Source organism: Muribacter muris (genome assembly GCF_001038205.1).
In the GTDB taxonomy this organism is placed as follows: domain Bacteria; phylum Pseudomonadota; class Gammaproteobacteria; order Enterobacterales; family Pasteurellaceae; genus Muribacter; species Muribacter muris.
Window position 1 is genome coordinate 1 of sequence record NZ_JWIZ01000045.1, and the last position, 13,935, is coordinate 13,935.

Genomic DNA, 13,935 nt, shown 5'->3' on the forward strand with positions numbered 1-13,935 from the left:
GTTTAAATAACAAGGAGTTTATCAAAAGATGCAGTGGATCACTTTTCGATGATCTTACTGCATCAGCCTGGCGCATTTTTGCATGATCATTAACACGTATGGCATTCATTAGCAAAAAACGTTTGATTACAGCCATAGAAACGTTAGAAGAAATTTTAGAAATAAGGCAAAGGGTGATGACTTCGGAGAATAAAGCCCAAATGGTGTGGATTATCTATGGACTGCTTTCCGAAGATAAAACCGATGATAAAGAAAATAATAAGACTTTCATTGTTCGACTTGCAGAAAAATTAGTAGCGTAACTTATGGATAAACAAGCATTTTTAAATTTAATTGATGATAGTTCTAGTCCTAAAGAACAAAAGCCTAACCAGCTTCCCTCTCAAATTATAAACTATGTTGAAGGTAACGTTATTGGGATTCAGAATAACATTTATCATACAGACATAGATACAAACGAGAATCTAACAGAAGATAATAAACGAGAAATTAGGGCTATGATTGATAAATTTGAAAAGTAGAACAGGCAAAGAGGGGGACAATCGGCAAATGATGACTAAAAGTGATTTAAAACCCTTTTAAACCTATCCAAAGTTATGCAAAAAAAGTTAGGAACCCCATATAAGCTTCAAAAATTAACCCCAAAAGATCATAGACAGTCTACGCTTGCTTATCTATAAAAGTAGTTCACATTTGGAAATATTTGAGGGTAAAATTGAAGTGGACGAAATCGACTTTGATGGCATGCGTAAAGCGTGGAACAACGGGTAAAGCCTCCATGTTCGGGTTTTTCAAGAGAAATGGCAAGATTTATACCGTTGCCATACCGAAAACGCAATCAGCTATCCCACAAAATCAGACACTGCCAATTTAGGCGAGATTTTTAAGAGTATATTAATATGATCTTTCTGCATATGCTCCTATTATTTCTACATGTTTGCAGTGACATAGCTGCCTTAATATTACGCCTATATCTACCAATTTGCCATAAATCGCTTTCCTACGTATTTCAGCATAAACACAATATTACAGTTCCATCTTGTATGTGGTAAACTTGAATCGTCATTGGATACTTGCCATGACTTATCCTCCTATATGTTGAATTTTGGTTGTCAGCCTTATTCATTATAGGAGAGCTTTTTATTTCTACTCAACGCTTAAGCTCTTTGATTCCATACGCAAAGAGTATATTTTTATAGCTAGGTCTTCGTCTAGCTATAATAAAAAAGTTCAGGCAAAGCCTGAACTTTTACGGAGCGGGATAAGCAACTATTTGCCTAAATTATCGAAGAACTTTTTTACACCGTCAAAAAAGCCTTGATGCTTCGGGCGGTGAGTTGCACCGCCCTCTAGACTCTGCTCCAATTGGCGTAACAATTCTTTCTGCTCTTCATTAAGCGAAACCGGCGTTTCAACCACCACTTTACAGATTAAGTCGCCGGCATAACGGCTGCGAGGGCTGGTTACGCCTTTACCTCGCACACGGAACAGTTTGCCCGTTTGTGTTTCCGCAGGGATTTTCAGTTTCAATCTGCCGTCTAATGTCGGGACTTCAATTTCACCGCCCAGTGCTGCCATTGTGAAGCTGATCGGCACCTCGCAGTAAAGATTTGCGCCGTCCCGTTCAAAAATATCGTGATCTTTCACGTGAATAACCACATACAAATCGCCTGCCGGTGCGCCGTTTTCGCCCGCCGCCCCTTCGCCGGATAAACGTAACTGATTGCCAGTATCCACCCCTGCCGGAATGGTAACGGAAAGATTTTTGGTTTTATGCACACGCCCATCACCGTGGCACGATTTACACGGTTTCTCAATTTTTTTACCTGAACCGTGGCAAGTCGGACAGGTTTGCTCGGTCATAAAGAAGCCTTGCTGACGGCGGATTCTGCCCGAACCGTGGCAGCTTGGGCAGCTTTCCACCTTACTGCCGGCTTCCGCCCCTGATCCGTGGCAGCTATCGCATTCGGCAAGGGTTTGCAGGCGAATATCTTTTTTCCCCCCTTTCACCGCTTCTTCAAGGGTGATTTCGAGGGTGTATTGGAGATCGTCCCCTCTCACAACCCGCTGGCGACTGCGTCCGCCACCGCCAAAGCCGCCACCGAACATTTCGCTGAAAATATCTTCAAAACCGCTAAAGCCTCCGAAACCGCCTGCACCACCGCCAAAGCCGCCTTGTTCAAAGGCTTGGTGACCATATTGGTCGTACATCGCTCGTTTTTCGCTATCGCCTAGCACTTCGTAGGCTTCTTTGATTTCTTTAAATTTTTCTTCTGCGTCTTTGCTGCCTTGGTTTTTATCGGGGTGATGCTTTGCCGCCAAGCGTTTATACGCCCGTTTGATTTCCTGCTCGCTCGCCCCTTTGGATAAACCAAGGACTTCGTAATAATCTCGTTTTGACATACATTTTCCGTTTGTAAAAAATTAAGCTGATCTAACCGCTTGTCTATTATCAACAAAAAGGCATTATGGCGATATAAATTTCCACCTTGCCATCCGGATAATATTTCTCGAAATCCACCGTATAAGCCCGCTTAATCAGCCCTTGCTGACTTCGCTGCCAAATATGTTGCCACGTTTGCGCGATATGCTCACGATCAGTGATAAATTTTTCGTAAAGGACAAGATCTTCAATCTCAATGGCAGGTAAGCCATTTTCTGTTGGCGTTTCAACGGCAATGGAGAAATCATATTCTCCACTGTAATCGGATTGGTAGCGATCATAGACCGCATACACTGTTTCCGGTAAACTTTGTTGTGCCGCCCAAAGTTGAGGAATTTTTTCTATCTGCGCATTACTCACTCTTTCTCTAAACAGCGGATAAAGTGTGAGAGTCAACATCATATGGTTTTCCCTATCATTTTCTTGTAAGAGGAATGGCAAGAAGTACGCCTAAACCAAACCCAGTTGGTAGCCCGATAAAGAGGTTAAACTCATCTGTTTGAATAATACCTGTACCGATATGTAGTGCAACACTAATAATGTAACGGAAAATAAAAATAAACAGATAGAGTCCAAGGGGAATATAGCTGCCTTTTTGATACCATTGCCCATTTTGTTGAATAAGCAGAGGATTTTGTTTCCATAAAACATAGCCTAACAGCAGCCCTACCACGATGCCTGCAATCAATCCAAAGTATGCCAGCATAGGAGAAACAGCAGAGAGCATCATCTGAATGGTTAATCCAAGAAAGATCACTGGGGCAATAAAGAACCTTGCAAGATGAATTTGCCGCGTTTTGCTTTGTATGCCACCGTAATACAGCAAAAAAACCAAAATAATCCAGACATAGATCGGTGTATTTTGAATAAAAGCCATATATCCCCTTTGGGTTTAATTGATGCACGGCTATAGACGAAAAGGGCGTATTGCTACGCCCTCGGATTCGTTATTTGTTATCCTTCACTTCTTCAAACTCGGCATCAACCACACCGTCATCTTTCGGTTGGCTTTGTTGAGCTTGTTGCTGACCGGCTTGTGCCTGTGCTTGTGCGGCTTGAAGTAGCGGTTCGGACGCTTTTACCACCGCTTCGATTTTCGCTTCGATATCCGCTTTATCTTCGCCTTTTGCAGATTTTTCAAGATCTGCGACCGCTTGTTCGATCTTCGCTTTGTCGTCTGCGCTTAAGCTCTCGCCTGCTTCAGCGATTTGTTTACGGGTTGAATGAACAATCGCATCGGCTTGGTTGCGGGTTTGCACTAATTCTTCAAACTTACGGTCTGCTTCGGCGTTTGCTTCCGCATCACGCACCATTTGCTCAACTTCCGCATCGCTTAGACCAGAAGAAGCTTTGATAGTGATTTTTTGCTCTTTACCGGTATTTTTATCTTTTGCAGATACGTGCAAGATACCGTCTGCGTCAATATCGAACGTTACTTCGATTTGCGGCATACCACGCGGTGCCGGTTGAATACCGTCAAGGTTGAACTGACCGAGTGATTTGTTATCGCTCGCCCGTTTACGTTCACCTTGTAAAACGTGGATCGTAACCGCACTTTGGTTATCTTCCGCTGTCGAGAATACTTGGCTGTGCTTAGTCGGGATCGTGGTGTTTTTCTCGATCAATTTCGTCATCACACTGCCCATTGTTTCGATACCCAATGAAAGTGGGGTAACGTCTAACAATAACACGTCTGTTACATCGCCCGCTAACACACCGCCTTGTACCGCCGCACCGATTGCCACCGCTTCATCAGGGTTGACGTCCTTACGAGGCTCTTTACCGAAGAACTCCGCCACTTTTTGCTGTACTAACGGCATACGGGTTTGTCCGCCGACTAAAATCACGTCATTGATTTCAGACACGCTTAAACCGGCATCATTTAACGCCACTTTCACCGGCTCAAGCGAGCGAGCCACTAAATCTTCTACCAGCGCTTCTAATTTCGCACGGGTAACGGTAATCACTAAGTGTTTCGGACCGGTTGCATCAGCGGTAATGTACGGTAAGTTTACTTCGGTAGATTGCGCAGAAGATAGTTCGATCTTCGCTTTTTCCGCCGCTTCTTTCACACGCTGCATCGCCATTGAGTCGTTGCGTAAATCAATGCCTTGCTCTTTTTTGAATTCATCAACAAGGTAGTTGATTAAACGGTTGTCAAAGTCCTCACCGCCTAAGTGAGTATCGCCGTTGGTTGCACGCACTTCAAAGGTTTGTTCGCCGTCAAAGTTGTCGATCTCAATGATAGACAAGTCGAACGTACCGCCCCCTAAGTCATAAACAGCGATGATTTGGTTCTCTTTTTTAGAGTCTAAACCGTAAGCTAAGGCTGCTGCGGTCGGTTCGTTGATGATACGTTTAACTTCTAAGCCTGCGATACGCCCCGCATCTTTAGTTGCTTGACGTTGTGCATCGTTAAAGTATGCCGGCACGGTAATCACCGCTTCGGTAACGATTTCGCCCAAGAAATCTTCCGCCGTTTTCTTCATTTTCTTCAACACTTCAGCCGAGATTTGCGGTGGTGCCATTTTTTCATCTTTAACATTGACCCACGCATCCCCGTTGTCCGCTTTTACGATTTCAAACGGCATAATATTCACATCACGTTGAACTTCTTGGTCTTCAAAGCGGCGACCGATTAAACGTTTAATCGCAAATAACGTATTTTTCGGGTTGGTGATCGCCTGACGTTTTGCCGGCTGACCGACTAGAGTTTCTTTATCAGTGTAAGCAATGATTGACGGGGTCGTTCTTGCCCCTTCCGCATTTTCAATCACACGCGGTTTATCGCCGTCCATTACCGCCACACAAGAGTTGGTTGTCCCTAAGTCAATACCAATGATTTTTCCCATTTTAAATTCTCCGATAATAAATTTGGTTATGTTCAAGTTAGCCGTAAGATTGTGCTTTTTCGCCACTTTTCAAGGGCAACTTGATCTTATTTAAACAGAAACGGGATCGCATTTCCCGTTCAGACGGCACAATAAATAGGGATAAAATTTCAGGCTTCAAGGGAAAGGGCAAAAATTTTTCACTCATTCGCTAAAAATGCTGATGAACAAGGCAACATCTGCCAGCCAAATAACAAAAAAGCCATATTTATCGCTAAATATGGCTTGAAATAAAGGGGAAAAATTAGGCTTTCGCTTTTTCCGCCGCTTTTACAATCACTGCAAACGCCGGGGCTTTAAGTGATGCGCCGCCGACTAATGCGCCGTCAATGTCCGGCTGGGTGAACAATTCCGCCGCATTCGCATCATTGACCGAACCGCCATACTGAATAATCACTTGATCTGCCACCGCTTGAGAGTGTTTTGCAATATGACCACGGATAAAAGCGTGTACCGCTTGCGCTTGTGCCGGGGTTGCCGATTTGCCCGTACCGATCGCCCAAACCGGTTCATAAGCGATCACCGCACCGTTAAAGGCGTCTGCCCCTAAGGTGTTTAACACCGCATCTAATTGTTTTGCACACACAGCTTCCGTTTGACCCGCTTCATTTTCCGCTTCGGTTTCGCCGATACATAATACCGGCACTAAGTCTGCCTGTTTTAATGCAGCAAATTTTTTCGCAATAAATTCATCGCTCTCTTTATGGTAAGTGCGGCGTTCGGAATGCCCGATAATAATGTATTTTGCCCCGAAATCTTTTAGCATTTCAGTAGAAATATCGCCGGTAAACGCCCCGCTGACATTCACATCAACATTTTGTGAACCTAATGCAATGATTTGTTTGGTTTGGCAGCTGCATTCACAGCTATTTAATGCCGCTTCCGCTTCGGCAAGATACATTACCGGCGGTGCAATTGCGACATCACAACCGGTTACGCCATCAAGCTCACGCTTTAACTCTTCCACCAACGCTTTGGTGAAGGCTTTGCTACCGTTTAATTTCCAGTTACCCATTACAAGTGGACGACGTGCCATTTTAGTTTCTCCATAATCAAATATAAAAAATAAAACCAGATGCACTATACCAAATTTTGCGCCCGATTTTGATGCTTTTGCGCAAAATATTGTGATTTAATCCTCATTTGGCGGCGGAATTTACTTAGGCTGAAATTCGCCCGCCAAAATTCAGGTATAATGCCTGCCTTGGCTTAAACCGACACTGCGGTGTCCTTGGTGATGAATAAAATGAACCGACTTCCCTATTTATTTGGCGAACCGCAACAAGCGGGCAGATTAAAGGCAGAATTTGCAGACTTTATCGTAACAGAAGAGCTGGGCTACGAGCTGTCCGGCGACGGTGAATTTGTGGCGGTAAAGGTACGTAAAACCAATGCCAATACCCTATTTGTCGGCGAAAAGTTAGCGGATTTTGTCGGTATTTCGGCAAAAAATATGAGCTATGTCGGCTTAAAAGATCGGCACGCCGTTACAGAACAGTGGTTTTGCCTGCACCTTGCCGGCAAAGAAACGCCCGACTTCAGCACTTTTCAGCTTGACGGTGTTGAAATTTTAGCCGTTACCCGCCACAACCGCAAAATACGCATCGGCAGTCTGGCAGGCAACCATTTTGAGCTGTTACTGCGGGACATTCACCAAACGGACGAGCTGAATGCCCGTTTAAACCAACTGCAAGCGGTCGGTTTTCCCAATTATTTTACCGAACAACGTTTCGGGCGGGACGGGCATAACCTCACCCAAGCACAACGTTGGGCAAAGGGTGAAATTCAGGTCAAAGATCGCAAAAAACGCAGTTTTTACCTCTCCGCCGCCCGCAGCGAAATATTTAATTTAGTGGTAGCGGATCGCATTCAGGCAGGCTTGATTGATCAAGTGTTTGAACACGATATTGTGCAACTTGCCGGCTCGCACAGTTGGTTTGTGGCACAATCCGCCGATTTGAGCAACCTCAACACGCGGTTAGATGAGGGCGATATTTTGCTGACTGCCCCACTGGTGGGCGAAGATTCCCTTAATCAAACGCTATTTGAAAGGGAACAGCACATCATCAGCACACATACGGATTTAATCAAACTTGCCACGCAAGAACGGATGAAATCCGCCCGCCGCCCAATGCTTGCCAAACCGCAGCAATTTAAGTGGCAGTTTGAACCGGCGGGCTTACGGCTCAGCTTTTTCCTTGATGCCGGCAGCTATGCCACCGCTTTAGTGCGAGAGTTGATGTTAGTCGATGATAACGGCTAAACCTTTTGGCAAAAAAGAGGTCGAAAGAGAGGGCTTGCTTGCTATATACATAGACTATATACTTTTTATATTGCATCTCTAGGGAGATTAAAATGGAAGCATCTGTCTTTATTACAAATCGTACTCAAGCGGTGCGTTTACCGGCAACAATGCGGTTTGATGAGCATATCAAAAAAGTGAATATCCGTATTGTCGGCAAAGATCGTATTCTTAGCCCGACTGAACATAGTTGGGACAGCTTTTTTCTTGCCGAGCAAAATGTCAGCGATGATTTTCTGAATGAACGGGAGCGCTCTATTCAAACGGAAAGGGAAGAGTTTTGATGCTGAAATATATGCTTGATACCAACATTGTCATTTATGTGATCAAACGCCGCCCGTTGAGTGTCTTGGAAAAATTTAACCAACACGCAAATCAACTTTGCGTCAGCAGTATTACCGCCGCAGAACTTTATTACGGCGCAGAAAAAAGTCAATTCCCAGAGCGAAATATGAGCGTAATAGAAGATTTCCTCTCTCGCCTGACACTGCTAAATTATGAAGCCAAAGCGGCAGCACATTTCGGGCAGATCAAAGCAGCGCTTATCAAACAAGGCAAGATCATTGGTGAAAACGACCTACATATTGCCGGACATTGCCGCAGTGAAGGACTTATATTAGTCACCAATAATCTGCGTGAATTTGAGCGAGTCGAAGGACTACGCTTAGAAAATTGGCTATAACACAATAACCTATCTTTATCCAAAAAGGACAAAATGAATATTTTAATGAGTAATGATGACGGCTTTCACGCTACGGGCATTCAAATTTTAGCTAAAACCCTGCGGGAAGCCGGTCATAATGTTACGGTGGTTGCACCCGATCGCAATCGCAGTGCGGCGTCTAGCTGCTTAACCTTGGTTGATCCGCTACGGGTGTTCCGCTTTGAGAACGGCGATTACACCATCATTGCCGGCACGCCCGCCGATTGTGTCCACTTAGCGTTAAACGGTTTGCTGGATACCCCCTTTGATTTAGTGGTTTCTGGTATCAATCACGGCGCAAATTTAGGTGATGATGTGGTCTATTCCGGCACGGTTGCCGCCGCTTTGGAAGGTCGCCACTTGCATTTGCCTTCACTCGCCGTTTCACTGGTCGGGCAGCACGGGGCAAGCTATTTAGCGGGCGAATGCCACTTTGACACCGCTGCCCAAGCGGTACTGGCTATCTTGCCTAAAATCCAAGCCGGTTTACTGCCGGCGCAGCATATTTTGAATATCAATGTGCCGAATTTACCCTATTCACAATTAAAAGGGATGCAGATTACCCGCTTGGGCAGACGCTCACCGGCAGCACAGATCGTAAAACAACAAGATCCGCGCGGTTCAACCGTGTATTGGATCGGCGAGAACGGCAAACCGGTTGAAGCGGGTGAAGGCACTGATTTCTACGCCATTGAGCACGGTTATGTGTCGATCACCCCATTACAAGCGGATATGACCGCCCACACCTCACTCAATGCACTCAATAAGGCGTTCCAATGAAACTGTTCGGCACAATTTATGACAAAACAATGGAATGGTCAAAACACCGCTTTGCCGGATTTTGGCTGAGTTTAGTCAGCTTTATTGAAGCTATCTTTTTCCCGATTCCGCCCGATGTAATGCTGATACCAATGTCAATGAGTAAACCGCATTTAGCCGTCCGTTATGCCGTTTATACTACGCTGGCGTCCGTACTTGGCGGGATTATCGGCTACGGCATCGGCTATTTTGCGTTTGATTGGGTCAAAGAGATCATCACCAACTGGGGAATGCAGGCAAATTTCGATAAAGCAATGAATTGGTTTGAAACCTGGGGCGTGGCGATAGTTTTTTTAGCCGGCTTCTCGCCAATTCCTTATAAAGTGTTTACAATCTGCGCAGGGGTAATGCAAATGACATTTCTCCCCTTTGTGATAACTGCGGCGGTTTCCCGTTTTGCCCGTTTCTATCTCGTGGCAAAACTCTCTGCGTGGGGCGGGGAGAAATATGCCGATAAAATCCGCCGTTCGATTGAAATCATTGGGTGGGCAACTGTTGCCTTAGCAGTGGTCGCTTACTTCGTTTATACCTTAACTAAGTAGAGTTCTATTATGAAAAAGTCATTGATTTTATTTCCATTTTTCGCCTTCGCTTTAGCCGGCTGCCAATCTAACTCCAGCGCTGAAAACAGCAGCGCCGAAATTAGCGAAGCGAATACCGCTTGGCAAACCGAGGTTCAGCCGACTGAAATGCCAAGCACAATGAATCAGCCAACCTACGGTGCTAACACGTCATATCCGCAGCCGCAACCTTTACCGCAACCAAGCTATAACGGGCAAACGGAGATGGTCGGTAACTGCCAAGTGGTGCGTGAAGGCACGACACCGGTTTACAGCCAAATCCAAAAAGGCTGCTATACCGGTGCGACTTATACGGTCGGCAAACAAGACACCCTATTTCTCATCTCTTATTTGGCAGGTAAAGAGGTCAATGAAGTTGCGCGCCTAAACGATCTGCGTGTACCGTATCAATTAAAAGTCGGTCAAGTGCTGCGTTTAAAATAATGTTGCAATAAATCCCGCACAACCGACCGCTTGCAAACATAGGATAACCAATGAAGAAATCATTTTTACTTTTACCCCTTGCCAGTTTGATTTTAACCGCTTGCGGTTCAAACACGCCGGCACCGGTCGTTACCGCCGATGACGGAGAACTACCGCCGGGCGTAATGCAACCTGTCGCCGGTACAGGAGCAACCCACCAAAGTTACGGTTGGCAAAACGAGGTGGAAACCACGCCAATGCCTAACACAATGCCGACTTATACACCACCACAACCGGTTTACCAGCCTGAGCCGGTCAGCACTCCTCAACCGGTTCAACCTGCACCACAGCCCGTTGCCAAACCCAAACCGGTAGTGAAAAAACCTGTGCCGCAGGATTTCACCATTCCCCGCGACGAAAACAATGCACCGATTTACAGCCAAATCGACAAGGGATTTTATAACGGCGAGAGCTACACCGTCCGCAAAGGCGATACAATGTTTCTCATCGCTTACATTGCGGGCAAAGATGTGAAAGAAGTGGCGGCGCTAAACAATATGAGCGAGCCGTATCAGCTACGGGTCGGGCAAACGTTAAAATTAAGCAAGGCATCACCGAAGCCGCAGCCAACCGCTCAAGTGCAAGCCGAGCCACAACCGGCACAAAAACCGATTGAGCCAGAAGTTACTTATACCCAAGCGGCAAACGGCACAGCGTACGGCTCTGACGGTACAGTTACCGGCCCGGTCAAAGCCGGCACGAGCAGCACGCCGCCAGTACCCCGCCCAGTTGTTACTGCCTCTGTTGGCACGACATCGAGCGTAACCGCCACAACAGGCGGCGTTCGGGCAAGCAGCGGACGTGATTATAGCCCTGCTCCTGCGGTTTCTTCTCTCAAATGGCAGTGGCCGACAGAAGGTCGGGTGATTTCCGGTTTCTCCTCTTCAGAAGGCGGAAATAAAGGCTTAGATATCGCAGGCAGCAAAGGGCAAGCGGTCAAAGCAGCAGCAGCCGGCCGTGTGGTATATGCGGGCAATGCGTTGCAAGGCTACGGAAACCTGATCATTATTAAACATAACGATGATTTCTTGAGCGCTTACGCACACAACGACAAAATCAAAGTGGACGAGCAAGATAAGGTGAAAGCCGGCGAAACGATTGCGACCCTAGGCAGCACCGGCACTAACAGCAACAAACTGCACTTTGAAATCCGTTATCAAGGCAAATCGGTCGATCCGGCACGTTATTTGCCGAGACGCTAACAATTATTGGAACGCCACATTGGTGTCCCACAAAATAAACGCATAATGCGATTAAATGGACAGCTCCAATGCTGGTATCAAGATCGCTTTTTGCGTTTGCAAAAAAATTGACTAAACCGGCCGCTTATGAACGCACATTGTGCGTTCTCTTTTTTAGGATAGAAAAATGACGACAAACTGCCCGTGGCCCGGCGATGATCCGCTTTATTTGGCATATCACGATAACGAGTGGGGCAAGCCACAATACGATAGCCATAAATTGTTTGAACAGATTTGTTTGGAAGGTCAGCAAGCGGGGCTATCTTGGATCACGATTTTACGCAAACGGGAACATTACCGCCAAGCCTTTCACCACTTTGATCCGCATAAGATTGCGGAGATGACAGACGCCGATCTCGATCGTTTAATGCAAAACCCGCATCTGATCCGACACCGCGCCAAGCTGGAGGCAATCGTAAAAAACGCCAAAGCCTATTTGGCAATGATCGCTGCCGGCGAAGATTTCAGCCATTTTATTTGGTCGTTCGTCAATCATCGGGTACAACGTAATGACGTACCGAGCTTGGAAACAGTGCCGAGTAAAACCGCAGTGTCCACCGCAATGTCGAAAGCGCTGAAAAAACGGGGCTTTGTCTTTATCGGCGAAACCACTTGCTACGCCTTTATGCAATCAATGGGCTTAGTGGACGATCACCTCAATCAGTGTGCGTGCAAAACGCCTTTGCAAAAAAGCGATGAAAACTGACCGCTTGCAGATCCTATTTGCCCACAATGATGAAGCATTACCGCCCGCTTTTTCACCTACGCCACCGCCTCACCTCTCAGCACGGCTACTGCGTAAATGGAAAAGCCGCCGCACGGCGCACTTTTTGTTGAACAGGTTATTGCAACAAAGCGGGCTTGATCCTGATCTGCTCAAGGATATGCAACGTACCATCAGCGATCGCCCCTATCTCGATCACGATCGGCTCGATTTTAATATCAGCCATTCCGGTGATTGGGTGGCGGTGATTTTCTCTCTCTCGCAGCCTAAACGGGCGGTCGGCATTGATATTGAACACCCGCAAAAAGTACGGCGTTACCGAGATCTGTTCCGCTATTTTGCCGCCGAAAGTGAAATCGCAGAGATTGAAAATGGCAATATTTTGCCGCAATTAGACCGCTTGTCTAGCCGTTTCTACTTGAGCTGGTGCTTGCGTGAAGCCGTACTCAAATCGCAGGGGGTCGGTATTGTCAAATTATCGGAAGTTCGGCACTCTTTGGCACAGCAGCGGATTTTTTCCGCCCACTGCCCAAAGGGTGAATTGCATTTTTACCATCAGTTACCTTTCTACCTTGCCTACTTTTTTGAGCAGTCGGGTTTTATGCTATCATCACCGACACTCGCCCAGTGGCAAAACGGGCAAATTGTGCCCATTCAGTATTCACCCATTATCTATCAGGTAAATTAGTTAATGACACCGTTTCCTTCTCACTCAACCCATTCCCGCTTTGGAAAATGGATTTCCGAGATTTTTCAATGGATTCTCAATCTTTCACTGCTTGCGGCAGGGGTGATCTTAGCCTATGCCCTCTTTTCAGAAGCAGCCTCTTTGGTTGAACTACTGCTTAGCCATAGCGAAAAATTTCAAATTGTTGAAAAATTGTGGTCTTTTTTCTGTATTTTGAGTTTTTGGCACTGATCGTTCAGTATTTCAAATATAATTACCATTTTCCGCTACTCTATTTTCTCTATATCGGCATCACTGCAATGGTGCGTTTGATTATTGTCGATCACTCTAATGCCGTGCATACATTGCTGTTTGCACTCGCCATTTTGGTGATGATCATTGCACTTTATATCGTTCACACCGAACGTTTACATAAAAGTTAAGGATTATTTATGCAGCCTACTATCCAACAATTTTCCCGTCAGGATCTCCACGTTGAGCGGGAAGAAACCGTCTATCAAGGGCATTTTCAACTGAAAAAAATCTATTTTCGCCACAAACTGTTTTCCGGCGGAATAAGCGGTGAAGTGGTGCGGGAATTATTAGTCAAAGGCGCTGCTTCTGCCGTGATTGCTTATGACCCCGTACAAGATAGCGTAGTCTTGGTGGAACAAGTGCGAATTGGTGCTTACGATCGGAACAGCAATTCATCGCCGTGGTTGGTTGAGTTAATCGCCGGTATGATCGATACCGATGAAACGCCGGAACAGGTCGCTATCCGTGAAAGCCAAGAGGAAGCGGGGCTGACTATCAACCATTTGGAGCACGCCTTGAGTGTGTGGGATAGCCCCGGCGGTACGGTAGAGCGGCTACATCTCTTTTTAGGCTTGGTCGATTGCCGTCAAGTCGGCGGTATTTACGGATTAGCCGAGGAAAATGAAGATATTTTGGTACACGTTGTCAGCCGTGAACAAGCCTATCAGTGGGTTGAACAGGGCAAAATTGATAATGTTATTGCCGTACTGGGCTTGCAATGGCTACAACTAAATTATCAAAAATACCAATCAAACTCGTAAAATAAACCGCCCCTGACTGTAAAAAT

Annotated in this window: 17 protein-coding genes and 3 pseudogenes; 14 read left to right on the forward strand and 6 right to left on the reverse strand. The window is 46.0% G+C overall.

The genetic code is table 11. The features are described from left to right. Window positions 1-176 precede the first annotated feature (176 nt). The 3 genes and pseudogenes from RO21_RS13645 to RO21_RS13475 all read left to right on the forward strand — a co-directional run. Complete coding sequence (locus tag RO21_RS13645) at window positions 177-302, forward strand: hypothetical protein (RefSeq protein WP_277619734.1); 126 nt, start codon at window positions 177-179, stop codon at window positions 300-302. 3 nt (window positions 303-305) lie between these two features. Then, window positions 306-521, forward strand: coding sequence for a hypothetical protein (locus tag RO21_RS07455; RefSeq protein ID WP_047977175.1), 216 nt, complete (start codon window positions 306-308; stop codon window positions 519-521). A 139-nt stretch (window positions 522-660) separates the two neighbouring features. Further along, a pseudogene (locus tag RO21_RS13475) lies at window positions 661-844 on the forward strand (IS1595 family transposase); the annotation flags it as partial. A gap of 1 nt (window position 845) precedes the next feature. Here RO21_RS13475 and RO21_RS12870 read toward each other — a convergent pair. The 6 genes and pseudogenes from RO21_RS12870 to tpiA form a co-directional block, all read right to left on the reverse strand. Beyond that, a pseudogene (locus RO21_RS12870) lies at window positions 846-1,016 on the reverse strand (transposase); the annotation flags it as partial. A gap of 253 nt (window positions 1,017-1,269) precedes the next feature. Next, window positions 1,270-2,403 (reverse strand): molecular chaperone DnaJ, encoded by a 1,134-nt coding sequence (gene dnaJ, locus RO21_RS07460; protein WP_047977176.1) that lies wholly within the window; start codon window positions 2,401-2,403, stop codon window positions 1,270-1,272. 49 nt (window positions 2,404-2,452) lie between these two features. Beyond that, window positions 2,453-2,839, reverse strand: a complete 387-nt coding sequence (locus RO21_RS07465) for a GyrI-like domain-containing protein (RefSeq protein ID WP_047977211.1) — start codon at window positions 2,837-2,839, stop codon at window positions 2,453-2,455. A 19-nt stretch (window positions 2,840-2,858) separates the two neighbouring features. Further along, a complete protein-coding gene (locus RO21_RS07470) occupies window positions 2,859-3,320 on the reverse strand; it encodes a CcdC protein domain-containing protein (RefSeq protein ID WP_047977177.1) in 462 nt (153 codons plus the stop codon). Window positions 3,321-3,390: 70 nt separating this feature from the next. After that, window positions 3,391-5,295 (reverse strand): molecular chaperone DnaK, encoded by a 1,905-nt coding sequence (gene dnaK, locus RO21_RS07475; protein ID WP_047977178.1) that lies wholly within the window; start codon window positions 5,293-5,295, stop codon window positions 3,391-3,393. Window positions 5,296-5,578: 283 nt separating this feature from the next. Further along, the gene (gene tpiA, locus RO21_RS07480; RefSeq protein ID WP_047977179.1) at window positions 5,579-6,370 is read right to left on the reverse strand and encodes a triose-phosphate isomerase; all 792 of its coding nucleotides are present in this window, start codon (window positions 6,368-6,370) and stop codon (window positions 5,579-5,581) included. A gap of 210 nt (window positions 6,371-6,580) precedes the next feature. Here tpiA and truD point away from each other — a divergent pair, with 210 nt between their 5' ends. The 11 genes and pseudogenes from truD (at window position 6,581) to nudF (ending at window position 13,909) form a co-directional block, all read left to right on the forward strand. Further along, entirely contained in the window at window positions 6,581-7,597 is a 1,017-nt protein-coding gene (truD, locus tag RO21_RS07485) for a tRNA pseudouridine(13) synthase TruD (protein ID WP_157019689.1), read from the forward strand. 92 nt (window positions 7,598-7,689) lie between these two features. After that, entirely contained in the window at window positions 7,690-7,920 is a 231-nt protein-coding gene (gene vapB, locus RO21_RS07490) for a type II toxin-antitoxin system VapB family antitoxin (RefSeq protein ID WP_047977181.1), read from the forward strand. Then, entirely contained in the window at window positions 7,920-8,318 is a 399-nt protein-coding gene (vapC, locus tag RO21_RS07495; RefSeq protein ID WP_047977182.1) for a type II toxin-antitoxin system tRNA(fMet)-specific endonuclease VapC, read from the forward strand. The genes vapB and vapC overlap by 1 nt, the downstream gene beginning before the upstream one ends. A 33-nt stretch (window positions 8,319-8,351) precedes the next feature. Further along, window positions 8,352-9,119 carry a 5'/3'-nucleotidase SurE gene (gene surE / locus RO21_RS07500; protein WP_047977183.1) on the forward strand — a complete coding sequence of 256 codons (768 nt, stop codon included), beginning with the start codon at window positions 8,352-8,354 and terminating at the stop codon, window positions 9,117-9,119. Then, window positions 9,116-9,700: a YqaA family protein gene (locus RO21_RS07505; protein ID WP_047977184.1), complete on the forward strand. Its 585-nt coding sequence runs from the start codon at window positions 9,116-9,118 to the stop codon at window positions 9,698-9,700. The genes surE and RO21_RS07505 overlap by 4 nt, the downstream gene beginning before the upstream one ends. A gap of 9 nt (window positions 9,701-9,709) precedes the next feature. Beyond that, on the forward strand, window positions 9,710-10,162 hold the full coding sequence (locus tag RO21_RS07510; RefSeq protein ID WP_047977185.1) for a LysM peptidoglycan-binding domain-containing protein: 453 nt from the start codon (window positions 9,710-9,712) through the stop codon (window positions 10,160-10,162). 50 nt (window positions 10,163-10,212) lie between these two features. After that, window positions 10,213-11,403 (forward strand): murein hydrolase activator NlpD, encoded by a 1,191-nt coding sequence (gene nlpD, locus RO21_RS07515; RefSeq protein ID WP_047977186.1) that lies wholly within the window; start codon window positions 10,213-10,215, stop codon window positions 11,401-11,403. Window positions 11,404-11,569: 166 nt separating this feature from the next. Then, window positions 11,570-12,148 (forward strand): DNA-3-methyladenine glycosylase I, encoded by a 579-nt coding sequence (locus RO21_RS07520; RefSeq protein WP_047977187.1) that lies wholly within the window; start codon window positions 11,570-11,572, stop codon window positions 12,146-12,148. Continuing rightward, window positions 12,138-12,854: a 4'-phosphopantetheinyl transferase family protein gene (locus RO21_RS07525; protein WP_047977188.1), complete on the forward strand. Its 717-nt coding sequence runs from the start codon at window positions 12,138-12,140 to the stop codon at window positions 12,852-12,854. The genes RO21_RS07520 and RO21_RS07525 overlap by 11 nt, the downstream gene beginning before the upstream one ends. Window positions 12,855-12,857: 3 nt before the next feature. Continuing rightward, window positions 12,858-13,276, forward strand: a pseudogene (gene psiE, locus RO21_RS07530) (phosphate-starvation-inducible protein PsiE). Between the two features lie 9 nt (window positions 13,277-13,285). Then, window positions 13,286-13,909, forward strand: coding sequence for an ADP-ribose diphosphatase (gene nudF / locus RO21_RS07535; RefSeq protein ID WP_047977189.1), 624 nt, complete (start codon window positions 13,286-13,288; stop codon window positions 13,907-13,909). Window positions 13,910-13,935: the final 26 nt, after the last annotated feature.